Origin of the sequence: Desulfopila sp. IMCC35006 (genome assembly GCF_005116645.1) — a bacterium.
GTDB lineage: Bacteria > Desulfobacterota > Desulfobulbia > Desulfobulbales > Desulfocapsaceae > Desulforhopalus_A.
Genome location: NZ_SWCM01000007.1, coordinates 81,061 through 105,429, shown reverse-complemented (window position 1 = coordinate 105,429; position 24,369 = coordinate 81,061). Strand labels below are relative to the sequence as shown.

Here is a 24,369-nt window from a genome sequence, read left to right as displayed (position 1 = left end):
CTACAGCGCCGGGGTGGCAGCCATAATATCGGTAATCTGTTTGCCAATGACGAAATCCATATTAGCTCTGGCCTCCAGATTGTCATAAAGTGACTTGCGGTACTGGGCTTTCATCAGGGATTCGACAAGCTGGGCCTCGATGACATCCTTGGTCTCCACCAGTTCTTCCTGGTAGGCCCGCTCATTTAACGAACGGTTTTCCTCCGATGAGTTGGCAGCGGCCTCTGAAGAGGATTTCTGCTCCTGGGTGCTCATCAGTTGAATGAAGATATGCTTTACCTGCAGGGCCAGTCCCTCCTTGAGCAGGAATTGCTGCTGCTTTAGTTTTGCGAGACGCGCTTTGGCTTCGCGGACCTCATTGGTGGTGCGCAACCCGTTAAAGAGAGGGATCTCCATGCCGATGCCAATGGTCCATGAATTTTTGTTGTCCGGAGTTGCGATCCCTTTATCGTAAGAATTATCGATGCGTGTCAGATTGCCGAAGAGCCCTACTTTGGGGAGGTGGCCGCTTTTCGCTTCGTCAATCTTGGCCGATGCCGCTTCAAGACCGGCCTCAAGGCGGAGCCAGTCCGGATTGAAACTATACGCACCGTTGACCAGATCCTTCAATTCGACCTTGGACGGATAGAAAGGCAATTCCTCAGGTGCCGGTTCCACCGGACTTTCCCAGTCGAGCCCCATGGAATTGGTGAGGGCCGCCTTGGCCAGTTCTTCGTTTGCAACCAGGGCAGTCACCGCTGTCCGCAGCCACTCCACCACCGTCTTATTCCGCAGATAGTCGGTCTTCTTGACCGTACCTGAGCCGTGGGTATACAGATTTTCGGTCAGCTCCAGCGTCACCTCCATACGGGCAAGGGCGTCTTTGCCTATCTGGACCAGCTCCCGGGCAAGAACCGCCCCATAGTAATAACGGGTAGTATCGTAGGCAATCTGCAGGTCGGTGCGGCGGGCTTCCTCACTGGCCGCCTTGATCCCGGACTTGGCCTGACGAACCATGGCGCTGACCTGACCACCGGTATATAATGGCAGGGTCGCATTAAGTGAAGAAACGAGATTTTTTCTGTCCATCAGCTTGACATCCTGTTCCGGAACCGGGAGGGATTCAAGTTTTTGCACAATTTCAGCAGGATACGGAGCAGGGAGTCCGGTCGGGACATTCAGATTAAGGTATGCACCCTGCAACGAGATATTCTGCGATGGAAAGATGAAATTGGGGTCCTGATCCATGATGCTGTAGTTGGCACTGGCGCCGATCTGCGGCCAATAGCCCGACAGCGCCTGCTGATGCTGCGCCTCGGCAATTTCAACACTGTAGCGTGACATGAAACGGAAGCGATTTTTTTCCAGGGCAATTTCTATGCACTGCTTCAGGTTTGGCCTGTCGGGACGGTCTATGGAGAGAGCCTGTTCTGGGTGCGAGATTTCAGCGGCATGCCCGGTGGATGTTACAAACATACCGGCGAGTAAACACAACGCAAGCACACGCACCTTAAAAGATTTCTTTTGAGGTAACTGTCGTTTTTTCACTACCATGTCGTTTTCCTTTGCTAAGCAGGCCAAATAGGCCAGTATTGTGTAACCAAAAGGTTAACAGTTCTACACCGGTGCAGCTCACCAAGCACAGCATACAGCGGCACTATGCATTTAAAGCCCGGATATATCTCTATTGACATAACTGGATTGGTATTGATGAAGCATGGTTGGAGCAAAAGAGGCACAGAGAAAAACAAGGCGGCACACAGGGTGGAGGTGCTGGTATTCCCTCAAAACAATACAATTGCCTTTTGGCAAGGAGATACGTTCTATAGGATTATTGCCTGTTTCTGGATAGATGAGCTACACCGCACCTAATCTTTTGGCGTTAGCTCTCATACACTCTCAATTACCTGGACATAATTAATGGATTGCTCGCAACCTGTTCCCACTAAAAAAAGCCTATCACAAGGCCTTGTCCCTGAGCAAATTTTTATTCTACGAGGAAGTTGGTATGAGAATTTTTTCTGTTTTGAAAATGCCAAACACGTGCGATTATCGGAAATAACAATGTCATTACAAAATGTGATTACTACTGAACCTCAGCTTAGAAGATCCAGAGGGATATGAGATGCCCTTTGCACGGGTGTTCCGCAGCCTGGATGGCTGCGGTCAAGCCCCCAGGGATGGGTTTATGGCGTCCCGTGACAAGGGCATCTCATATCCCCATACTGCTGAGGTTCAGTAGTAATCACATTGCAAATTGCTTTTTTGAGGCGGAGGCGCTGCCGGCCGATTTATGCATAAAAGCTGGCAACAATGTCGTGGGCCCGGCACCATATGCAGCATATCGGCAACAAATCTACAGAAGGCACTCTTGGGCGAGAAGTCTGGCAAATTCGATGTGGTTCACAGGTGGAGAAAATAAATACCCCTGACCCTCATCTGCTCCGTATCCCTTAATGAGCTCAAATTGCTCTTCGGTTTCAATACCTTCTGCGACGATCTTGCTTCCCAGACTGTGCCCCATCGCTATTATTGCTTTAATGATGACGCGGCTGTTTTCCAGCATGGTACAGCCCATAACGAAAGAACGATCAATTTTTATAACATCCACCGGAAAAGTAGTCAGGTAACTCAGCGATGAATACCCGGTTCCAAAATCATCCAGGGCTATTCTCAGTTTTAGGTCTTTCATCTGTTTGAGTATCCCTATGGTATCTTTCGTTTCCTGCATAAAAACATTTTCCGTGATTTCAATCTCAAGGTTGCTGCTGTCAAGATCAGCATCGGCAAGTGCTTCCTGGATGATCTGGATAATATTCTGGCTGGCCAGCTGATACCCGGAGAGATTAACGGCAATCCTGATCGGTTTCAAATCAGCCTGTCGCCATTGTTCGTTTTGCCTGCAGGCAGTCTGTATCACCCACTTGTTGATATCGATGATAAGACCAGTCTCCTCGGCAATGGGGATAAACTTATCGGGCGGGATCATTCCTTTTTGCGGATGGAGCCAGCGTATCAAGGCTTCAGCGCCGACAATCCTCCGCGTGGCAAGTTCAATCTGCGGTTGGTAGTAGAGCACAAATTCATCTCTTTTCAGCGCGTTTCTCATCCCTTGCTCGAGGGAGTAACGCTCTGAAACGGCATCATTCAATGAATTTTTGTAAAATTGATAATTGTTTCTCCCTTTTTCCTTTGCATGATACATTGCAGAATCGGCATTTTTCAACAGGAGTTCCATGTCCTTGCCATCTACCGGGAAGATACTGATGCCAATACTCGTGGTTACCGAAATTTCATGACCTTCCAGAACATATACTGTCGGTATTGCCTGAATAATTTTTCTGGCCACGATTGCTGCATTCTCCGGCTTTTGAATATCTGACAGCAAGATGATAAATTCATCGCCGCCAAGCCTGGCGATCAGGGTATCAGAATCGCTCGCCAGCACCGGCCCTGTCGCTGAATCACTCTTTCGGATACATTTCTGAAGGGTTTCCGACACATTTTTTAATAAAAGATCGCCGATATGGTGGCCGAAGCTGTCATTAATCCGTTTAAATTGGTCAAGATCAAGAAATAACAGCGCAAAAATTTTCCCATGTCGATTGGCCGAAGCAATTTCATGGCCAAGACGATCCATAAAAAGCGTCCGATTTGCCAAACCGGTCAGACTGTCGTAAAAGGCGAGCAGGCGTATCTCTTCTTCAGCATTTTTGAGCTGCGTTACGTCCTGCACCGCACCTAACATCATTTCCTCCACGCCATTTTCATTGAAGAAAATTTCACATCGATTCAGGATATGCCGTTGTGCCCCGTCGGGAAGAATAACCCGGTAATTTATACTGAAAGGTCTCTTGAACTTGACGGCACTGTCAATTTTTTCCTTCACCCTGTCCTGTTCCTGAATAGCGACAGACGCCAGAAAATCGTTGTAGCTGATCTGTCGATGAACTTTTGTTAATCCCAGAAGACGACCGGCTTCAGGAGAACAGTGAAATGAATTGTTGATAAGGTCGATCTCCCAGTTGCCCAGCAGGGCAAGTTCCTGCGTCTTGGCCAGGCGCCGCTTACTCTTGTTGAGTTCCTCCATGGCCCGGCCGGCTCGGAGCATATATTTTCCCCGGTGGCCCAACATGGTCCAGTTGATCGGTTTTGCGACAAAATCGTTTGCACCGGCTTCAAACGCACGCTCTATGGATTCTGTATCATCGAGCCCGGTTACCATCAAAATCTGGGTATATTTTCCTGTCGGCATACTGCGTATGGCAGAGCATGTTGCAAAGCCATCCATTTCCGGCATTACCACATCGAGCAGGATTATATCCGGCGCATCCGATTGGAAAATTTCAACCGCTTCACGGCCATTCTCGGCTTCAACCGTAGCAAAACCGGCTTTAGCCAGGGCAGCACACATGGACAGACGCAAGGAAAGATCATCGTCCACCACCAGGGCCAGAGGCTTTTCGTCCAGAGATGTTTTGTCTAGCATACCGGAGATATCTCCCTCTTTAATGCGGCCTTTACCCGGACAAATTCTGATTCTATCGCCAAGACAAGATCCGTTGCATCGTCCAACCTATTAGTATTCCACAGTTCAAGCTCTTTACTTAACTCGGAAAGCTCAAGCGCCCCCACATTCGCGCTGCTCGACTTGAGGCTGTGCGCTGCTTTTTTCATTACCTCAAGCTCGCCTGCCGCCAGTGCCTGCTGCAATGTTGCAACAAGAGGCCCGGTAGTTTCAAGGTAGGCACTGATAATCCTGACAAGAATATCAGGCTTTCCTTCAATCTGCAGGTCCCTGAGAGCATTCAAAACACTTTGATCAATTGGCGGTGCATTCATTTCGCTATCTATCTCCTGGTGTTCACTCTGCAATAGCCCTGTGGGGTTCGTTGCATTTTGCATTTTTTCCAGAGTAAGTCCTTCTCCTGAAGCCTGTATCTTGTCCGGGGAAAAATGCTCCAGCATTTTTAACATATCATCTTTCTTAAATGGTTTACTCATATAATCGTCCATACCTGCAGAAAGGCACTTCTCTTTATCTCCCTTTAAGGCATTCCCCGTCAATGCGATGATAGGAATATGCCTGCCCTGCCCTTTCCTTTTTTCCATATGGCGAATGAAGTTTGATGCCTGATATCCATCCATCACCGGCATTTGACAGTCCATAAAAATGAGGTCGTACTCCTTTTCACTTGCCGCATCAACCGCCTCTTGACCATTTGCGCAAAGCTTTACCCTGCAGCCTAGGCTTTGAAGCATGCAGAGGATGACTTCCTGATTGGTTTCATTGTCTTCAGCAACCAGGATATGCATGTCCAGTTGCCGATTGTTTTCAGGAACAGTTTGTCGGCTGAGGAGTTGAGCAGTCTCACCCCTCGTTCTCTTGCCCATTGTTGTCAGCAGAGAGGCATATAAATCAGACTGCCGGATAGGCTTGTTAAGATAAGCAGATATTCCGTTTTTTCGAGCTATGTCGGCATCACCACGGAACGCTACGGAAGTCAACATTATCATCTGCGTTTTGGCTGTGGTGAAATCGGCCTTAATCCGTTCTGCTACCTCCAAACCATCCATACCCGGCATCTGCATATCCAGGATAACCAGATCAAAAGGTTGCCCCTTTTGCAGGGCGATACTCAATTTCGACAACCCGTCGGGTCCGCTGCCGGCACTCTCACTAATCATTTGCCACGATGCTGTCTGTCGTTCTAGTATTTCGCGATTGGCAGCATTGTCATCGATGATCAGCACCCGAATTCCTTTCAACTCAACTGCATCAGGCAGAATTCCTTTTCTTTGCTCTTCGGGAGCCAATTCAAGCCGCACATCGAAAAAGAAACGAGATCCTTTCCCTGGCTCACTTTCATAGGCCAGCAAACCTCCCATTTGGCAAACAAGTTCACTGGAGATGGCCAGACCAAGACCGGTTCCGCCATAATTACGGGTGGTAGAACCATCAGCCTGGGAAAATGGTTTAAAAAGACGCGGCCTGACTTCTGGACTTATACCAATACCGGTATCAACAACTGATATCTGGACCAAGACACTGCAGTCATCCTGCCTGATCGTTGCAGCCCGAACGACGACCTCACCCTTTGCGGTAAATTTGATCGCATTGACAATAAGGTTGGTGAGGACCTGTCGCAGACGGGTAGGGTCTCCCCTCAGACTAACCAATGTTTCAGGGGGAATCAGAACAGCAAGCTCCAGTCCCTTGGCATTTGCTCGCGGAGCAAGCAGGCGCACAACATCCTCGATCAAGAGTCGCAGATCAAAACCAATAGATTCCAGTTTTAATTTACCTGCCTCAATTTTCGAAAAATCAAGAATGTCATTGATAATCGCCAACAAGGATTCACCTGAACCCTGAATGATGTCAGTAAAATGGCGCTGTTCATCGCTCAGCTCTGTGGCTCGTAAAAGTTCCGTCATGCCCAGCACACCATTCATGGGCGTGCGGATCTCATGGCTCATATTCGCCAGAAACTCACTCTTGGATTTGTTGGCAGCCTCTGCTGCCTCGGCCAGGACACAAGCCTTTTGAAGATTTTCCTGGAGTTCAGAGGTGCGTTGCTCGACCTTGTTTTCAAGTAATTTCTGGTAATCCAATAGGTTTTGTTCCAGCCTCTTGACAATGTTCAATGGCAAACGATAAACCAGCAACGCAAGAGGAACCCCAAGTATTAGACAGATAAGGAACACCAGAGGGACTGTTACCATAATCGAACCAGCTGAAATTCCGATCTGGATTGCCCCTATCACGTGATTATTAAAGATAATCTTAGCTGGCGTTCCTTTTATTTCTAATTTCTTTAGGATATTAATTGAATTTTCAACATGATTGTACTGATCTACAGGGCGAGACTGCGCGTCAACTATAGATATGCTCAATATATTTTTATGGGGCACAAAAGAATTAATTATTTCCGAATATTTAGTAGCCTGATATTTCCAAAGGGCTGGAGAAGTTGCAACCAGTCCGCGAATACTTTCGGCTAACTGTTCAGAGTATGTGCCAGCCTCTCTTTTTAATCTTTGATATTCCAATCCACAATAAAGACCAGGGATTATAAGAGTGATAATGCAGCCGATAGCCAACGTCAGAGGCAATAATTTTTTGGTAAGTGCCTCGCTTATTCTTGCCTGTTCTACAGAGCTTCGCATAAAACCCTTAGTTCAAAGGCAGATAGCCGTTTGACTCAAGTATTTTGTGACCTTCGATTGAAAACACAAAATTGACAAATTTTCTGGCCGCATCCGTAAGATTGCCCTTGTGATAAATGAACGACAGCTGTCTGCTCAGCGGGTACTTTCCGCTAAGAAGAGTTTCTGGACCAGGCTCAACACCATCGAGCCTCAACGCTTTAATTTTCAGATGTTCTGTAGAAATCATGCCTTGGTCTGAGACGCCAATAGAATAAGGTGTTGCTGAAAGTGCATGATTCGCATCTTGATCGGTATAAAACAAGGTCCAGCGATTGTTTTTATGGCTATCTTCATATACTTCCCTAAATCCAGGAATGTTTTTCTCAAGCACCAGAAAACCGCTATCCGACTTTTCTCTTGCCTGAACAATAATCTCATTGCCATCTTTCCAACGTGTTTTATTCCCTTTGAAAATTTCAATGAGTTCACTGGAGCTAATCGCCTGTTCCTTTACCATAGGATTAACGCCAATAACAATTGCCACGCGAGCATAGGGTAAAGCGACGATTCCCCGCGCTTCTTCCTCGGCTTTTAAAGGCCGTGATATGAGACCTAAATGTATGGCATTGTCAACCACAGCCTGTATCGCACCCCTGGTACCAATGCTTCCTGGGACATCGATGGTGAGTTCTGGATGCACTTTCGTAAATGCCGTCGCCAATAATCGCGTTATTCCAAGATTTACACCAGAGCCTGCAGCTGTCAGTGTCGTTTGTTCCGTGCCGGTTGCCTGTGACCAGCATTGAGACGCCGATAGCATGAACACTGTGGCCATGAATACTGAGTTGATCCAATTGATAATCGTCATTTTTTCCTGTGAAATCGGCGCAATTTACTTTCAAATCAGGCAAGACAAGGGGCTTAACTGAGAGGATAAAATTGCAGCGTAAAGGGAATTCAAATTGTAAACCGTTAAGACTCTACAAAAACACCGATGCTTTTGAAGCAATTGTCATGCTGTTACTATATTACAAATAAAATAAAAAATGAAATTCCCGGGGCGTTTTTATAAAAAACAACCTGATTGCCCCGCAAACTCAGCCGGTAGAAATGGAAGGGGTAATCAGAAAAGAACAATTCGGGTTTATTCTTGCCTTCGCCCCTTGCTTGCCCAGTCATTGCTCTGATCTTCTTTCTCCGCAACGCCTTATGATATTGTCGTTTTTTTTTTGGCGAGCTCAATTCTTTTTGCCAAAGCCTTGCCTTTTAATTCCCCATGTGCAACAATTTTTTTATTGTGAATGATTCTCATCAGCCATTTTCCTATCAACCAAAACAAGAAGGAAAAGATAAGATGTCGTCAAATCCGCGCAAACAAAACACCAGATTTTTCTCCATTCGAAACAAACTTATCCTCATTGCAGCTCTCTTTATCTTCAGTTTTCTCATGACAGAACTCGTTGAAACATATGTCGGTAAAGAAAACCTCCAGTGCTTCCCATCGGGTCGATGAGCTTGGCGGCGCGGCGAGAGAAATCAGTAAAGTGACGGAAGTGATAACAGAAATTTCAGAACAAACCAACCTGCTCGCCCTGAATGCAACCATTGAAGCAGCCAGGGCTGGGGAGGCCGGCAAGGGTTTTGCCGTCGTAGCCAATGAAATCAAAGAACTGGCAAAACAAACAGCCACGGCCACACTGGAGATCAGACAAAAGATTGAGTCCATTCAATCGTCGACTGACCATACGGTGAATGAAATAAGTCAAATCAGCCGCGTGATTTCTGATGTCAATGATCTGGTCTCGGCAATTGCCACTGCCGTTGAAGAGCAATCGGCCTCCACAAGAGAAATATCTGACAATATCAGCCAGGCCGCACAGGGAATTAGCGAGGTGAATGAAAACGTTTCTCAGAGTTCCGCCGTGTCAGGCGAAATCGCCCAGGAAATTGCCGAAATCAGTCAACTTGCCGGTGACATCAACAATAATAGTGCCACTATTAACACCCAGTCGACGGACCTCGCTCATTTGGCTCTACAATTGAATAAGATCGCTAAACAGTTCAAAGTCTAGGCTTTGCAGCAGCCTCAATGACAGGACACGGGTTACGAGACCGGAAAGACAGTATTATCTGGAATATTTGCACGGCAGAAAAGACGACTGCTTCTGTAAGGTACCGATACCCATAAACGTCAAGGGGCAGGTATACGAGTGCCGGATTTCTGCTCTTTTACCGAGGTGAGGGCCTTTTCCTGAAGAAGGCTCTCAAACTTTATTGCGGACACCGGCGGAGAAAAGTAATATCCCTGATACTCATCGCAACCATATTTCTTGAGCAGACGAAACTGTTCAACTGACTCGATACCTTCCGCCACTATTTCCATATCGAGACTGTGGCCCATAGCTATAATGGCCTTGATAATAATTCGGTTTTTTTTATTATCACAGCAGTCCATGACGAAAGAACGATCTATCTTTATCGTATCGACATGGAAAGAAGTAAGATAGCTCAAAGAAGAATAGCCGGTTCCGAAATCATCGAGAGCCACCTTTATACCCAGATCCTTAATCCCGTGCAGCGTCTCAATAATCGCCTCGGTATCATGCATGAGGACATTTTCGGTTACTTCCACCTCAATGGAATCACCATCCAGTGCATAACGCGTCAGAGTATCCTGAAGAATTTTGACAATATTCTGCTCACCAAACCGGTAGCCTGAAAGGTTTACAGCAATACGCATAGCAGGTAATCCCATATCACGCCATTTCCTGTTCTGCAGGCATGCAGTCTCAATGACCCATTTATTGATATCAACGATCAGTCCGCAATCTTCGGCAATAGCAATAAACTGATCAGGTGGTACAAAACCTTTTTGAGGATGGTTCCAACGTATCAACGCCTCGGCGCCAAGAATCCCCCCATCAGAAAACCGCAATTGCGGCTGAAAGTGAAGGATAAAATCACCGTTTGCAAGTGCGGTTTTCATGTCTCGTTCCAGAGCAAACCGTAGCACTGCCGCTGTGTTGAGAGCTTCTTTAAAAAACTGGTACTGGTTGTTGCCGCGCTTTTTTGCATGGTACATGGCAGTATCAGCATGTCTGAGCAGTGTATCCGCATCTCTGCCGTCTTCCGGAAAAACGCTGATGCCGATACTTGCAGTGACGGAGATTTCCTGGCCGTCGATTACTTGTTTCTGTGGAATTGCCTGAAGAATTCGCCTGGCAACAACAGCAGCATTCTCGGAGGAAACTATTTCCGAGAGGATTATGACAAATTCATCCCCACCGTGTCGGGCAACAAGGTTGTCCGGTGTGTCACCTGCACCAGCCGCCACGACATCGCTCCGCCGTACACACTGTTTCAGCACGTCCGCCGTATTTTTAAGAAGAATATCTCCAGCGTGATGTCCCATGGAATCATTGATCTGCTTAAAATGATCAATGTCCATAAAGAGCAAGGCAAAGGATCTCTTATTACGCTTTGAATGTTCAAGGACCTGATCGAGACGGTTCAAGAGAAGAGTTCTGTTGGCAAGTCCGGTAAGACTGTCATAAAAAGCCAGATACCTGATCTCTTTTTCCGCCTGTTTCATCTGGGTACTGTCATGCACGACGCCAAGGAACAGCTCGGGATCTCCTGTTTCCGTGCGCAGTACCTCCCCGTGCATATGGATGTGCCTCGCCCTGCCGGCAAAGACTATCTGGAAATTTACGGTGAATGTTTTACGCTCGCGAATTGCCTCTTCCACTATGGCATATTCAAACTTTTTTTCCCTGCCAACTACGGTATCGAGCAGGGTTGCAATGGCAAGGTCTTCTCTTTGCCCAGGGGACAGTCCCAACAGCTGAGCCGCTTCGGCAGAGATGGTACAGAGATTATCCTGATAGTCGACTTTCCAATTGCCAATTTTTGCAATATCCTGGGTTTTTGCAAGAAAACTCCGGCTTAAATGAATTTCTTTAAGAGCCTTGCCTGTTCGCAGCATATAATGGGCGCGGTGACAAAGCATCGCCCAGTTGATAGGTTTGGCAATAAAATCATTGCCTCCGGCAAGAAAAGCCTTCTCAATTGACTCGATGTCATTGAGGCCCGTCACCATTAATATCTGGACATACTCTCCCCCCAGACAACTGCGAATCTCTCTGCACGTCTGAAAGCCGTCCATTCCCGGCATCATAACATCGAGAAAAATAAGATTCGGTCTCTTTTCATTAAAAAGTGCAATGGCCATTTCACCACTTGCTGCCTGCTCAATTGCAAACCCAGCCTTTCGCAGCGCCGCTGCCATAGTCATACGCGATGAATTGTCGTCATCTACGATCAGAGCGAGAGGTTTCGTTTTCATCTTGAGATCTGAAAAAAACATTTACGCCAACTCCTTTTCCAAAGCGACTTTTGCCCTGGCGTATTCATGGCGCATTTCGGATACCAGTATCGTGTTCGCTTCAGGAGTGTTTGTGGCACAGTACTTTTCAAGCCTGCTGGCCGCATCAGACAGTAACAGTGCACCAACATTGGCACTGCTCGATTTGAGTGTATGGGCGTTCGATTTTAATCCCTCTACATCTTCCTCCGCCTGGGCATCATCCAGACTGAGAATGATCATATCGGTATCGTGAAGGTACGCCCTGATAACTTCTGACAGGAGATCCGGCTCATCGTCCATTTGCAGCTGCCGGATGGATGCCAGCACGGAATCATCAAGTATACCGGATTCTTCCTCGCTTTCACCATTGCCCACAGACGCGACAGTCTCGGTGAGAGCTTGAACCAAAGGTTGTTTTGTTGCCGGTAAGGGTTCTTTATACCAACGGCCAATAATCGAAGCCAGCTGATCCAGTTGGAAAGGCTTACTGAGATAATCGTTCATTCCAGCTTCAAGGCACCTCTCCCGGTCACCCAACAAAGCATTAGCCGTAAGAGCGATTATAGGGATATGCATTGTATTGTTTGCCCGTATTTCCAGCTCCCTAATTTTTCGAGTGGCCTGAAATCCATCCATCACCGGCATTTGGCAATCCATGAAGATGAGGTCAAAGGAAGTTTTTTCAAGGATATCGATAGCCTGTGCCCCATTATCGGCAATCTGCACAGCACAGCCGAGTCTTCTCAACATCATTGTGGCGACAATCTGGTTCGTGGTATTATCTTCGACCACAAGCACCTTCAGACCAAAATCATTTGATTTTCGAGAATTTTTCTTTTCTACCAGATCTATGGCAGCCGCATTCGGACTCTCGGCACCTGGATCATTTATAACCGAGAGGATAGCTGCATAAAGATCTCTCTGGCGCACCGGTTTAGTCAGATATAAATCAATTCCGACATCCTTACTCATTTGGATATCACCGTAGGCACCCAAGGAAGTCAGCATTATTATAGGAACTTTTGCACCTTGCTGATCATTTTTCATCCTTCTGGCCACTTCGATACCATTCATCTGCGGCATATCCATATCAAGAAGAATTATATCGTAAGGCTCACCTGCACGGGAATTCCGAATTTTTTCAAGGCCAATAAGCCCATTTTCCGCTACATCGCAGGTCATATTCCAGGCGGCTGTCTGGTGACAGAGAATACTTCTGTTCGTTGCATTGTCATCGATAGCCAACGCCTTGAGGCCGCTAAGTCTCAATCCTTCTCCAGGATGGAGCAGTGCCGGCACCGGAGGAGACATTTGCATGGGGAGGGTAAAAAAGAAGACTGACCCTTTACCAAGTATGCTTTCCACTCCCAAGCTCCCACCCATGAGGTCGACCAATTGCTTGCAGATCACCAGGCCAAGACCTGTTCCACCATATTCCCTGGTACTCGTTCCATCGGCTTGAGAGAACGGTTGAAAGAGTCTTTTGATATTTTCTTCACTGATACCTATCCCGGTATCTTTTATTAAGATGGAAAGGTCCACCCCGGAATCGGTCGATTTTGTCGACACCTCGACGATCACTTCTCCTTTTCTGGTGAATTTGATCGCATTGCCAATCAGGTTCACCAGGACCTGGCGCAATCTATTCGAATCACCAATCAAATAGAGATTTGCATCGGGTTGGATCAGGGCTGCCAGTTCTATTCCGCGAGTTCTGCTTTTTGATGATAGAAGCTGGATGATGTCCTCAATCAGATCCTGAAGATCAAATGCGCGCGATTCAAGCTCAAGCTTTCCCGCTTCGATCTTGGAAAAATCAAGGATATCATTAATAATTGCCAGCAGAGAATCTCCTGAGTCCTGAATGGTTGTGGCAAACTGGCGCTGCGACACATCCAACTCGGTGGCGAGAAGCAGCTCGGTCATGCCAAGAACTCCATTCATGGGGGTCCGGATTTCATGGCTCATATTCGCGAGAAACTGACTTTTTGCCCGATTTGCATCCTCTGCCGCATCCCTTGCCTGCAAGAGGTCTGCTACGGTGTTCTCCAGTTCGACTTTCGCTATTGAAAGTGCCTCTGTCCTCTGGGCCACCTTTTCTTCCAGGTCCAGGCTATACGATCTCAGTTCCGCATCCCGGCAATGGATTTCGGTAATCATCTCATTAAAGTGGTCGATAAGCTCACCGAACTCATCTTCACTCTTTTTTTCCACATGAATTTCATAGACCTTTTCTTTGGTGACACGTTCCATACTGTGAACCAAACGGGTCAGCGGGGCGGTGAATAATTTCTGGGCCCAGGCAGAAACGAAAAAAACGATAACGAGCACAAAAATCACCGCAAAACTGAGCTGAATCAAAAAGCTCTTGAGACGGTATTTCAACTGTTGCAGATCATCGACAAGCAGTATCGAGCCCTTGATCCGATCCTTGACATACACCGGGCGAACCAGAAAACAAAAATCTTTTGTGATGCTTGAGATCACACCATCTGCTGCCAGCCTGTCAAGAAAATCACCTTTTTGTGGTAGCGCCGATTTGATCAGCTTTTCCATGGAGGGACTGTCAATCTCAGTCCGCCGGTACGAAGTATACTCTTCCCCTTCGGCATCATAGAGAATTGCAAAGGCAATGTCCGGCTTTCCACCAAGAGACGCCAGAGCCTCTGTGGCCCCGCTTTTATCATCAAACACCAGGGCGACACTGCTGTTCCAGGCCACCACGTCAGCCATGGTTGTAAGCTCTTCCACCAATCTTTCTGACGCTTTCTTTTTCTCCGAGAAAACGAGAATCAGGCTTAACAGAAAGAGGCCAAGCAGAGCGGTTAAGAGAAAAACGAGTTGGAGTTTCGCCCGAATTGATGATATTGATAGAAATTTATTCCACACGTTAGGCTCTTCTCATCTTTTAATCTTCAATCAGCGTTGCAATTTTAAGCAGACGGGAGCTCAGCTTCAGCCCCTGTGCTGAAATAACCCCTGGATTTATTGCAAACCTGAGTTTCCCATTATCGGTAAAAAAATGAATCGCGCCACCGAGTTTGGTGACATTACTTTTATCGCCAATGGTCAGTACGGCTTTTCCCTTGACGGCATAAAGAGTTCGGACCAGATCTTCTGTGCTCACCTCCTCCCGGTAAAAAACAATCTGGCAGTCAGGAAGCGTTACCCCTTTGTCCACCGCCACCACATGAAGAGTTCTCTCTCCTATCTTTTTTCCTTCTATGGATTCAAAGGCCTTCGGCAAATCACCCCCGCCAACTACGCATAGCAACAGGTCTGTTTTGGGGCCTGGAATTGGGATTGCCGGCCATTCCGTGAGGATTGCAAAATTAAAAACAAAGGCAGCCTTCACCGCATATTCGTCCCTTGGCTGAGCAACAGCAGAAACTGACAGGGATAGCAGCAACAGCAGAAGGAGCGCAAACATCGACAACACCCCTGCTGCACCTCCGCCTATTTTCTTGATCAGGCATTCTAAAACCGGGTTCATTTATCCACCATCGGGAGAGCAACCTTGTTCTATTTAAAACCGGTAAGTTGCTTTAAGATAAATGCCCCGCTCCACCTCTGTCGGCAGTGACCAGAATTCCTGCACATATTCTTCATGGCTCTCTGCAAGAAGGTTTTGTCCGACCAGAGATATGTTCAGATTTGAAGTTGGATGGTAGGTGATCTGCAGATCAGCAGTGAAATAATCATCAATGGTATAATACGCTCCGCCAGGGTTTCCCACATACATGCAGGCAGCATTATCCACATACCGTCCCCAAATATCGAACGAGAAGGAATCATTTACCTTCCAGTCGGCCCGCAGAGAAAATTGATTGGCAGGGGCTTCACTGCCCCAGGTAATGTTAATGTCTGTGTAATTCTCGTTAATGAAGGAATAGGCGAGATCAAACTTGAGGACATCCAGGGCCTGCCAGGCCACCGCAAGCTCAAAACCATGGCTGGTTCCATCCGCTTGATTACCAAACTGATTATACACCTCTCCATAGCTGCCATTAAAGACAGGGGTTATTTTAAAACTGCGCAATTTATCGTAATCATTATAAAATAATGCCATGTCAAAAGAGAGGGCTTCACTCACAAGATATCGATAACCTGCTTCGTAGGCAACAACGACCTGGGAATCGTAGTCGCGATAGGCGGTGACCCCTCCTGCGGCCGGCACCGGCAGGGGATTCACGTCATCTCCCGGAGGAATGACAATAGTGGTGATTGTCGAGTTGCGTTCAATCCTGGTGGGAGTCCTCACCGCTCTCGAAACTGCGGCCCAGATCTTGTGATTTTTCTGAGGGCTGAAAAGGGCCCGCACACTGGGCTGCACCTCAAAACCGGTAGCATCATTGTGTTCAACCTTGGAACCAAGTGTCAATATCAGCTTATCTTCTATTGCGGTATACTCGTCCTGGACAAAGAAGCTGAACAGATTGCTCTGCGAGCTCGCCGGATCCAATATTGTCCAGAAGCTGTTATAAAACTGCTGATCAATATAGCGATAATTCAAGCCCCAGACCAGATCCTGCTTCTTGCCGAGGGCAAAATGGTGCTTGAACTCCAGATCCAGAGTGTCTGACTCTTCATTTTTAGTGAGCTCGTCCCGACGTGCCCGGTCATAGTAAAATTGCAGGTCTATCTGTCCCCGATTAGACAGATACTGGGTCCACGATGCGAGCACATTGCCCCCCTCTGTCTCTACCTCGTCCTCATCAATACGAGAGTAGGGTTCATTGAGGGTTGCTAATTTGACAGTCTGGTTGAGATCACCCTTATAGATATCGCCCTGGACATTGAAACTGTTGGAGTGAGCAAGACTGCCATCAACACGAAACCCACTGCGATACGTCTGCCAGGAATCTTCCGCATCCTCACCAGTTACAAACTGATAACTGTCTCTCGCGTTGCCTTTTGCATAAAACCTTCCATAGATACCTTCGGCTAGCGTTGCACCATAACGGCCACCGGCAAAGGTCCGTTCTTCCGTCCCTCCTCCTGCAAAGGCAAGACCTCCCAGGGTGTCCCCGGCGTGTTTGGTAATAATATTGATGACACCGTTTACCGCATTTGCCCCCCAGACGGTTGCCCCGGGTCCCCGAATAACCTCTATCCGTTCGATATCCTCCAGAACCGTATCCTGCACTTCCCAGTAAACGCCGGAATAAAGAGGATTATAGACACTCCTCCCATCCATCAGCACGAGTAATTTGTCAGAAAAACGAGAGTTGAAGCCCCTGCTGGTTATGGCCCATTTATTGGAGTCAATGCGGGCAACGTTCAGACCCGGCACCATGCGCAGCAGTTCCGGGATACAGGTGGCCCCGGATTGCGCAATATCCTCGGCGGTAATGACGAAAATTGCCGCAGCACTGTCGGAGAGACTCTGGGCTTTTTTACTCACTGAGGTGACCTGAATGCCCATCAGGTCCTCAATGCTCATAACTGTCAGGTCGGTTTCGCTTGCCGGGCATGTTGCTGCCGCAGTTAATAAAACGGCTCCCATCACAAAACCTGCGCCTGCTCTTCTCCTCTTTTGCCTGACCTGATCATATGAAAGAAAATTCATCAATCCCAAACCCTCTATTCCTCCGCAACCGGGTATGATTGCGAACACATTTCCCTGTTAACGATAAAATTATAATATTCCAACATTATCTCTTAGCGTTCTGGTGATGTCAAATTTTAGTTGCGATTGATAAAATCAGGAAAAATACTTTGCTGCGCAGATTGTATCAAAAAAGAAGCACCGCTGTTTTCCGGCTGAAGAAATTCATGACAAAGCGTTTTTTGCATACAGCATGTTCAGGAGATTTCGCTGTGCAGTGCAGCTTTAACCCGAATAAATTCCGAGCCTATGCCAGACACCAGATTTGTCGCAGCAGCGTACGTATGCTCTATGTTCAACATCTCCAGTTCTCTGCAGAGTTCGGAAAGTTTTTTTGCGCCGACATTCGCACTGCTTGATTTGAGACTGTGCGCGTTGTTTTTCACTGCGGCAAAATCCTCAACAACCAGCGATTCATGCAATTTCGCAACAAGCGGTTCGGAGCTTTTCAGATAGGCGCTTACAACCCTGCCAAGAATATCGGGCTGTCCTTCCATCTGCAGGCTTTTAAGAGTATTCAAGATACTGATGTCAATTGGTGCAGCATGTATGCTGATATCGTTGCCTGGAGTTCTCCCTTGTGATGGTGGCGTTTCACATGGCACCATCTCAGGTTCGGTATCTTCAATGGATGTATGCCCTGCTGAGGCCATTGAACTCCCATTGGCCCAATGATCAAGGATCGTAAGAATAACCTCTTGCTTAAAAGGTTTACTGATATAATCATCCATGCCTGCGAGAAGACATTTCTCTCGGTCACCTTCCAGGGCATTTGCAGTCAGGGCGATGATCGGAATATGCTTCTTCGGAGCTTTGCCTTGCTCCATTTTGCGGATGGCGGTCGCCGCCGCATATCCATCCATAATCGGCATCTGACAATCCATGAAAACAAGGTCGAATTTTTTCCGGGCAGCCACATCTACAGCCTCCCTGCCGTTTGCGCAAAGCGTGACCCTGCAGCCAATTTTCTCGAGCATGCCAAGCACAACCATCTGATTCGTCTCATTATCTTCGACAACAAGAACGTGTATACCAGCTCGCCGGTTTTTTTCAGCAAGAGAGTGTGCAGTAACAGGTTGAGGTGGTTCATACGGGGTTTTCCTGCCCAACAGCGCCAGCAAGGCAGAACATAACTCAATTTGTCGAATAGGTTTGGTGAGATATGCCGCGATACCGTTCTCTTTTACTCGGACAATGTCCCCCCGGAATCCTACGGAAGTAAGCATTATCATCTGTATATCGGCTATTACCGGATCGGTTTTAATTTTTTCGGCGACTTCCAACCCATCCATACCGGGCATCTGCATATCAAGGATAACCAGGGAAAAAGGCTGACCGTTTTGCTGGGCGATACGCAGTTTGATCAACCCTTCCGGCCCATTACCGGCACTTTCACCATCCATTTCCCAGGTCGCAACCTGTCGTTCGAGAATTTCCCGATTGGTTGCATTGTCATCAATAATAAGGACACGGACCCCCTGTAGCTCATTGGAATCAGAAGGACATTGCTCTCTTACCTCGTCCTGCGCCGGCGCGAGCGGTACATCAAAAAAGAAATGCGACCCCTTCCCTCGTTCACTTTCACAGGCCAGAACGCCACCCATGCACGATACCAGTTCACTGGAGATAGCCAGGCCAAGACCGGTTCCGCCATATTGACGCGTTGTCGAACTATCGGCCTGTGAAAAAGGCTTAAAAAGAAGATGCTGAATTTTCCGACTTATCCCGATGCCTGTGTCAACAACAGATAGCTGCAGAGAGACCCTGCCGCCGTCCTGTCTGCCCGTTGTCGCCCGAATTACAACCTCACCCTTTTCGGTGAACTTGATCGCATTGGCAACAAGGTTAGTGAGAACCTGGCGCAGACGCGTTGGGTCTCCCTGCAAACGGCAGCAGGTATCGGCGGGGATCAGAACAGCCAGCTCAAGTCCTTTAGCATGAGCCCGGGCTGCAAGGAGCTGGGCAACTTCTTCAATCAACTGCCGCAAATCGAAAGGGATGGTCTCCAATTCTAATTTCCCTGCTTCAATCTTTGAAAAATCAAGGATATCATTAATAATTGCCAGCAACGACTCTCCCGAGCCCTGAATAATTTCGGCGAAATGGCGCTGTTCATCGGTGAGGTCCGTATCTCGTAAAAGTTCATTCATGCCCAGCACGCCATTCATCGGCGTGCGGATTTCATGACTCATATTAGCCAGGAACTCGCTTTTGGCTTTATTGGCAGCTTCGGCTATCTCTTTAGCGTCCAGTAAATCCCTGGTGCGCTCCTCCACCTGCTCTTCGAGGTGGTCATCACGCAGCTGGATTGTCGTCAGCATATCATTAAATCCCATAGCCAGTTGGCCGAGCTCGTCCCTGGCCTTTACCGGAGTACGGACATCATATTGCTTCTCCCGTGAAATCTGTTGCATAGTCCCCAGTAAACTGAGCATCGGCTCCACAACGACCTGCAGTAAACGGCCGGAAAGCGACATGGCAACAAGCAGGCCAAAAAGAAGCGAAACAACCATCAGCGCGGCGATAATCATCTGACTGTGCTTTAAATCATTCAGACTCACCAGCATCTGGACATGGCCGATGGTTTCCCCGTCCAGGACAACCGGCTCAACTACATCAATATAGTCCGGGTTAAAAACTAGGTGCCTGCCCTGAAGATGACTGGCGTTTGTTGCTCCCGGGATAGAGTTCGCCCGGGACGCATTGCTGTACTCGGCATAGATCTCACCGTCCGCATCGGTAACCCGTCCGCTAATAATTGCCGGCTTGGCGACAAGGGAATGCAGGATTGTGTTGAGTGCTTCTTTATCTTTGAAGGCAATACCCGCCTTACAGTTCTCGGCAATAACGGTGGAGAGGGTCTGCAGCTCACCGGAGAGCTGCTGGCGGATAAGATATCGCTGACTGAAAAGGGAAATAGAGGTGGTCAGCAGCAGGGCCACAAAACAGGCGAGCAGAACGATGACATAGAATTTATAACGAATGGCAAGTTGCAAAAACCAGTTCTTCATATCGATCCTAAAATACCTCAGCAGCCAGATTCAGTAAGGAGGCATTTATCTGGAGACCACTGTGAAGCGCTTGCTGGTTATTGGCGACAAAAGATAATCGACCATCTTTCGTTACAAATTCAAGAATTCCCCCCTGCCGGCTGAAGCCCTCTATATCACTGACCGTGAGAACCGGTCGTCCGACAACAGCCTGCAGCAACTGTGCGAGATGACTTTGTTCCGATTTGCTTATGAACATGACATGGCAGGTCTTTGCGTCAGCAGTTGATCCGGCATGGTGCAGGCGCACGTTTCTGCCGCCAACTTTCTTCGATTCCAGCCCATCTAATGCCTTACCAAAAGGATCCTTGCCGATAATACAAAAATCAAAAGTCTGGCCAGCCTCCGAAAATGCTTCTTTGGGCCAGGTAGTAAACTTTGAAAAATTGAGTAAAAAAGCCGCTTTCAGCTTATATTCCAGCCCCTCGGTTTCGGTATTTGCCGCTATTGCGGCAACTCCATAGAGGAGCGCCAGGATAACTGGCAAAACAGATATGAATAATTTTCGGGATGTCATATTCTGTTATGCTGTAGTTTAAAAATTATAGGTCAGCTTAAGATACACACTTCGTTCAATTTCGGTGGCTGGAGTGATGAGCTCAGAAATATATTCCAACTGACTATTGTTCAGTAAATTCTGACCAACCAGCATGATTTCAAGATGGTCCGTCGCTTTCCAAATCAGATTGGCGTCAAAGAGGAAATAACCATCCAGCGGAATTTCTCCAGAGAGCACGTCAGCACTGTCGCGGCCGACAATTTCATCGGTATAACGCAGCCAGAGATTTGTCTGCCATTTTTCAGCAAAGTCAATGGACGTGCGCACCGAAGCCTGATGTTTGGGGCTGGATTTGGCTATCGCTAAAGTACTCTCGGAAACGTTTTGTCCAGTCAATGAATTGACACTCGATAATTCCATATCCAGATAGGAATAAGTCAATACCAGAGACAACCAGGAAGTCGGTTTCCAATCAGCCGCAAGCTCCAAACCATAACTGTGCCCTTCGGCTCCATTAACAAAGGTAAAATCCAGACCAGTACTGCTTGTTACTGGTTCAAGCTGATATAATTTTTCATACTCATTATAAAAGGCCGCAATATCAAACGAGAGCTTAGTGTTTGCCTGCCAGCGATAGCCTGTCTCATAGGCAACAACCTCCTCCGAATCAAATTCTTTATTCCCCCTGATATAGGTAGTTCCAGTAATAGAATTATAGGGGGGAGGGAGAGGGTAGGAGGCTGCAAGGATACTGCCTTTTCGTTCAACGATTGAAGGAGTACGCACAGCACGGGCAACAGAGGCCCAGAAAGAATGATTGGCCACTGGTTTCCAGAGAAGGCGACCGCTGGGTTGCAGCTCAGAACCAGTAAAATCATTATGCTCCCATTTTGTTCCCAAGGTAAGCCATAGCTTGTCGTCGATCAGTTTGATCTCATCCTGTACAAAGGTGCTGTAGATATCATCACCAGTATCCGTATCAGACACTTCAACCTGATAACTATTTTCATATTCTCCATCGACCCGCCTATACCCTCCCCCAATGGTGAAGCTGTTATATGCACCAAAGCTTGTTTCATACTGGATATCCAGATCCACTGTTTTAAATGTCTGCTGGTAATAATCATGCTCTTCCTGGTCATTGTAGTCGTAGTAGGCCTGAACTGTAATTGCATCACCACCGGATAATTCCCGCCGATAACGGCCGAGAATATTGGCACCAGTCATATCAGCTTCACTGTCTTTTGCGGTAAGATAAGGTGAGGTTGCAATCCAATAGGGATAGAGAATCTGATCTGCACGATTCCGGTACATATCCCCTTGCAAGGTCCATTCGGAGTTGGCACGTGGCGTGCCGTCCAGGCGAAAACCACCTTGAAAACTCTGCCAGGAATCGTTGGCATCACCACCTCCGTTAGCAAGTGTATTATTGTCGCGATCATTGTAGGTCAGATAAATACGACCATCGGTAGACCCATTCAATTTTGCACCGTAACGGACACCTCCCTGATACCTTTCCTGATCGCCTGCGCCAACGCGAACAAGACCACCATGGGTTTCACTGGATTTTTTGGTGATAATATTGATAATCCCATTCACCGCATTCGCACCCCAAAGTGTGCCACCCGGTCCGCGAATGACTTCTATTCTATCAATGTCCTCCAGCAGCGTGTTCTGCATATCCCACCAAGTGCCACTGAAACTGGGGGAATAAACACTCCGACCATCTATCAAAACCAGCAGTTTATTGGAGGTATGGCCGGCAAAACCGCGAGAGGAAACCGACCACTTGCTCGCACTTATTTTCGCTACCTGCAGACCGGGGGCCATGGCCAGGGCGTCGGGAATACTGGTCACTCCGGAGCGCCGGATGTCCTCCTGGCTAATGACAAAAACTGCCGCAGCCGCATCGGCCAGGCGCTGCTCCTTTTTCGACACCGAGGTGATGGTGATATTCATCAGCTGGGAGAGGTCCATATCGAGAAATTCATTGCCTGTTTCACTGGCTGCATTTACCTCTCCCTTTGTCAGGGTACAACACAGGCACAGGGCCCCTGCAACAAGGTATTTCTTACCGGCACTCTTCATTGCTGACTCCATCGATTTTGACCAGCCGGGATTGCAAAACAGTATTTTTGCATTGCACTAATCGACCGTTTCGGGGTTATTAAAAATGTTTTCATCATCAATATTCTCAGCTTAAATGCTCAACCGCGTATTGTTGCGGAGTCATCTATTCCTGGAGGAATTAAACCAATCATGGGTATGAAATATGCATCAGGAAACTACGAGATAAATTGATGGTATCATTGATGGAAATTAGAAGTCAAATTTAATGCAAAATAATCGGAAAGATTATCAGCAGACCAATTGAATCCCGCAAAAAACCTGCCTATTCTCGGAAAAGAGATTTCCTACGAAATCATGACCCATGAAAAATCTGTTTTGAAAGCGAAGAAAACGAATCAGATCTGACAGACACCTGAAAAATTGGTAAGTGGTAGTGCGAGGCTGGACAGCACGTAGTTTCGCCGAAGACAGGGCGTGAAAAGAACATGACAATAATCCTCGACAGGATACAATACCTACTATGAGTGCACTCCATCTCCTGATGATTGTGTTGGCAAATTCCGCCTGGGGGATTAATTTCATTGCGGGAAAAATTGGTGCCGAGGTCTTTCAGCCGCTCTTATTCACGGCAATACGTTTTCTTTTCCTGCTGCTGTTAATGCTCCCCTGGCTGAAACCTGCGCCAGGATATATGAAGCCGCTTTTACGGGTGGCGTTTCTTTTAGGTGTGCTCCACTTCGGGATGATTTTCACCGGTCTGCATGCTGGCGGGAATATTGCCTCGATAGCCATCACGACACAGCTCTATGTTCCATTTTCAGCAATTTTTGCCGCCATCTTCTTAAAAGAAAAAGTTTCTTTACTCTCGATAGTCTCGATCGCTGTCGCCTTTGGTGGAGTGATGGTGATTGGTTTCGATCCAATTGTCTTTAATCACATTGATGCAATCTTATGGGTGACAGGAGCAGCTTTTGTGATGGCTGTTGCGACAATCCTGATGCGGCAATGCCCGCATCTCGGGGTATTCAGGCTTCAGGCATGGATTGCGGTGGTTGCCTGCCCGTCATTGCTGTTGTTGTCCGCGATTTTTGAATCCGGTCAAACCCAAATTCTTTCGCATGTCCATCTCATTGATTTCTGGACGCCTCTCTACTCTGCCGTTGGCGCCTCCATTGTAGGCCATGGGATTGTCTATTATCTGCTTGGCAGGTATCCGGTTTCCATGGTAACACCGCTGCTTTTACCGACCCCTGTCATTGCCACATTTTTGGGGGTATTGGTTTTCGGAGACACTCTGGGGTGGAAAATAATTGTCGGGGGTTCAATGACCCTTTTGGGGGTATTGATGTTACTGAAACCGGCAAGACCGCAACAAAAGAGGCTGGGGAACGACAAGATGTAACGGACTTCACCGGACAATGTTATTACCACTAAACCTCAACCAAATGGGGACATAAGGGGACCTTTTCACGGGTGTTCGCAGCCGGGATGGCTGCGGTCACGCTCCCGGGGGGTGGGTATATGGCGGAGGAGCAGGGATTCGAACCCTGGGTGGAGTTTCCCCCACAACGGTTTTCGAGACCGTCCCGTTCGGCCGCTCCGGCACTCCTCCGTACGACGTCATTGATACCAGGAATCTGGCCGTTCT

Annotated in this window: 13 protein-coding genes and 1 tRNA gene; 2 read left to right on the top strand and 12 right to left on the bottom strand. The window is 47.6% G+C overall.

All coding sequences use genetic code 11. The features are described from left to right. The 4 genes from FCL47_RS13370 to FCL47_RS13355 form a co-directional block, all read right to left on the bottom strand. On the bottom strand, nucleotides 1-1,533 hold the full coding sequence (locus tag FCL47_RS13370) for a TolC family protein (protein ID WP_136814018.1): 1,533 nt from the start codon (nucleotides 1,531-1,533) through the stop codon (nucleotides 1-3). Nucleotides 1,534-2,335: 802 nt separating this feature from the next. Further along, the gene (locus FCL47_RS13365) at nucleotides 2,336-4,468 is read right to left on the bottom strand and encodes an EAL domain-containing protein (protein ID WP_136814017.1); all 2,133 of its coding nucleotides are present in this window, start codon (nucleotides 4,466-4,468) and stop codon (nucleotides 2,336-2,338) included. Further along, nucleotides 4,462-6,702 carry a response regulator gene (locus FCL47_RS13360; protein WP_167496482.1) on the bottom strand — a complete coding sequence of 747 codons (2,241 nt, stop codon included), beginning with the start codon at nucleotides 6,700-6,702 and terminating at the stop codon, nucleotides 4,462-4,464. Before FCL47_RS13360 ends, FCL47_RS13365 begins: the two co-directional genes overlap by 7 nt. A 451-nt stretch (nucleotides 6,703-7,153) precedes the next feature. After that, the gene (locus FCL47_RS13355; RefSeq protein ID WP_136814015.1) at nucleotides 7,154-7,996 is read right to left on the bottom strand and encodes a PstS family phosphate ABC transporter substrate-binding protein; all 843 of its coding nucleotides are present in this window, start codon (nucleotides 7,994-7,996) and stop codon (nucleotides 7,154-7,156) included. Nucleotides 7,997-8,597: 601 nt separating this feature from the next. Between FCL47_RS13355 and FCL47_RS13350 the strand changes: the two genes are divergently transcribed. Next, a complete protein-coding gene (locus tag FCL47_RS13350; protein ID WP_136814014.1) occupies nucleotides 8,598-9,200 on the top strand; it encodes a methyl-accepting chemotaxis protein in 603 nt (200 codons plus the stop codon). Nucleotides 9,201-9,319: 119 nt separating this feature from the next. Here the strand turns inward: FCL47_RS13350 and FCL47_RS13345 are convergent, their stop codons facing one another. From FCL47_RS13345 to FCL47_RS13315, 7 genes are all read right to left on the bottom strand, one after another. After that, on the bottom strand, nucleotides 9,320-11,494 hold the full coding sequence (locus tag FCL47_RS13345) for a bifunctional diguanylate cyclase/phosphodiesterase (protein ID WP_136814013.1): 2,175 nt from the start codon (nucleotides 11,492-11,494) through the stop codon (nucleotides 9,320-9,322). Then, complete coding sequence (locus FCL47_RS13340; RefSeq protein ID WP_136814012.1) at nucleotides 11,495-14,383, bottom strand: response regulator; 2,889 nt, start codon at nucleotides 14,381-14,383, stop codon at nucleotides 11,495-11,497. Nucleotides 14,384-14,402: 19 nt separating this feature from the next. After that, nucleotides 14,403-14,987, bottom strand: coding sequence for a YfiR family protein (locus FCL47_RS13335; RefSeq protein WP_136814011.1), 585 nt, complete (start codon nucleotides 14,985-14,987; stop codon nucleotides 14,403-14,405). A 33-nt stretch (nucleotides 14,988-15,020) separates the two neighbouring features. Then, nucleotides 15,021-17,063: a TonB-dependent siderophore receptor gene (locus FCL47_RS13330; RefSeq protein WP_136814010.1), complete on the bottom strand. Its 2,043-nt coding sequence runs from the start codon at nucleotides 17,061-17,063 to the stop codon at nucleotides 15,021-15,023. A gap of 236 nt (nucleotides 17,064-17,299) precedes the next feature. Then, entirely contained in the window at nucleotides 17,300-20,113 is a 2,814-nt protein-coding gene (locus FCL47_RS13325) for a response regulator (RefSeq protein ID WP_136814009.1), read from the bottom strand. Nucleotides 20,114-20,120: 7 nt separating this feature from the next. After that, nucleotides 20,121-20,669: a YfiR family protein gene (locus FCL47_RS13320; RefSeq protein WP_136814008.1), complete on the bottom strand. Its 549-nt coding sequence runs from the start codon at nucleotides 20,667-20,669 to the stop codon at nucleotides 20,121-20,123. Between the two features lie 18 nt (nucleotides 20,670-20,687). Then, a complete protein-coding gene (locus FCL47_RS13315; protein WP_167496481.1) occupies nucleotides 20,688-22,739 on the bottom strand; it encodes a TonB-dependent siderophore receptor in 2,052 nt (683 codons plus the stop codon). Nucleotides 22,740-23,241: 502 nt separating this feature from the next. Here FCL47_RS13315 and FCL47_RS13310 point away from each other — a divergent pair. Next, nucleotides 23,242-24,123 (top strand): DMT family transporter, encoded by an 882-nt coding sequence (locus tag FCL47_RS13310; RefSeq protein ID WP_136814006.1) that lies wholly within the window; start codon nucleotides 23,242-23,244, stop codon nucleotides 24,121-24,123. A 120-nt stretch (nucleotides 24,124-24,243) separates the two neighbouring features. Here FCL47_RS13310 and FCL47_RS13305 read toward each other — a convergent pair. Continuing rightward, a tRNA-Ser gene (locus FCL47_RS13305) sits at nucleotides 24,244-24,333 on the bottom strand. Nucleotides 24,334-24,369: the final 36 nt, after the last annotated feature.

Coding starts and splice junctions, on each gene's coding strand:
- FCL47_RS13370 (WP_136814018.1), bottom strand. CDS start 1,533: ATGGTAGTGAAAAAACGACAGTTACCTCAAAAGAAATCTTTTAAGGTG.
- FCL47_RS13365 (WP_136814017.1), bottom strand. CDS start 4,468: ATGCTAGACAAAACATCTCTGGACGAAAAGCCTCTGGCCCTGGTGGTG.
- FCL47_RS13360 (WP_167496482.1), bottom strand. CDS start 6,702: ATGGTAACAGTCCCTCTGGTGTTCCTTATCTGTCTAATACTTGGGGTT.
- FCL47_RS13355 (WP_136814015.1), bottom strand. CDS start 7,996: ATGACGATTATCAATTGGATCAACTCAGTATTCATGGCCACAGTGTTC.
- FCL47_RS13350 (WP_136814014.1), top strand. CDS start 8,598: ATGTCGGTAAAGAAAACCTCCAGTGCTTCCCATCGGGTCGATGAGCTT.
- FCL47_RS13345 (WP_136814013.1), bottom strand. CDS start 11,494: ATGTTTTTTTCAGATCTCAAGATGAAAACGAAACCTCTCGCTCTGATC.
- FCL47_RS13335 (WP_136814011.1), bottom strand. CDS start 14,987: ATGAACCCGGTTTTAGAATGCCTGATCAAGAAAATAGGCGGAGGTGCA.
- FCL47_RS13330 (WP_136814010.1), bottom strand. CDS start 17,063: ATGAATTTTCTTTCATATGATCAGGTCAGGCAAAAGAGGAGAAGAGCA.
- FCL47_RS13325 (WP_136814009.1), bottom strand. CDS start 20,113: ATGAAGAACTGGTTTTTGCAACTTGCCATTCGTTATAAATTCTATGTC.
- FCL47_RS13320 (WP_136814008.1), bottom strand. CDS start 20,669: ATGACATCCCGAAAATTATTCATATCTGTTTTGCCAGTTATCCTGGCG.
- FCL47_RS13315 (WP_167496481.1), bottom strand. CDS start 22,739: ATGAAGAGTGCCGGTAAGAAATACCTTGTTGCAGGGGCCCTGTGCCTG.
- FCL47_RS13310 (WP_136814006.1), top strand. CDS start 23,242: ATGAGTGCACTCCATCTCCTGATGATTGTGTTGGCAAATTCCGCCTGG.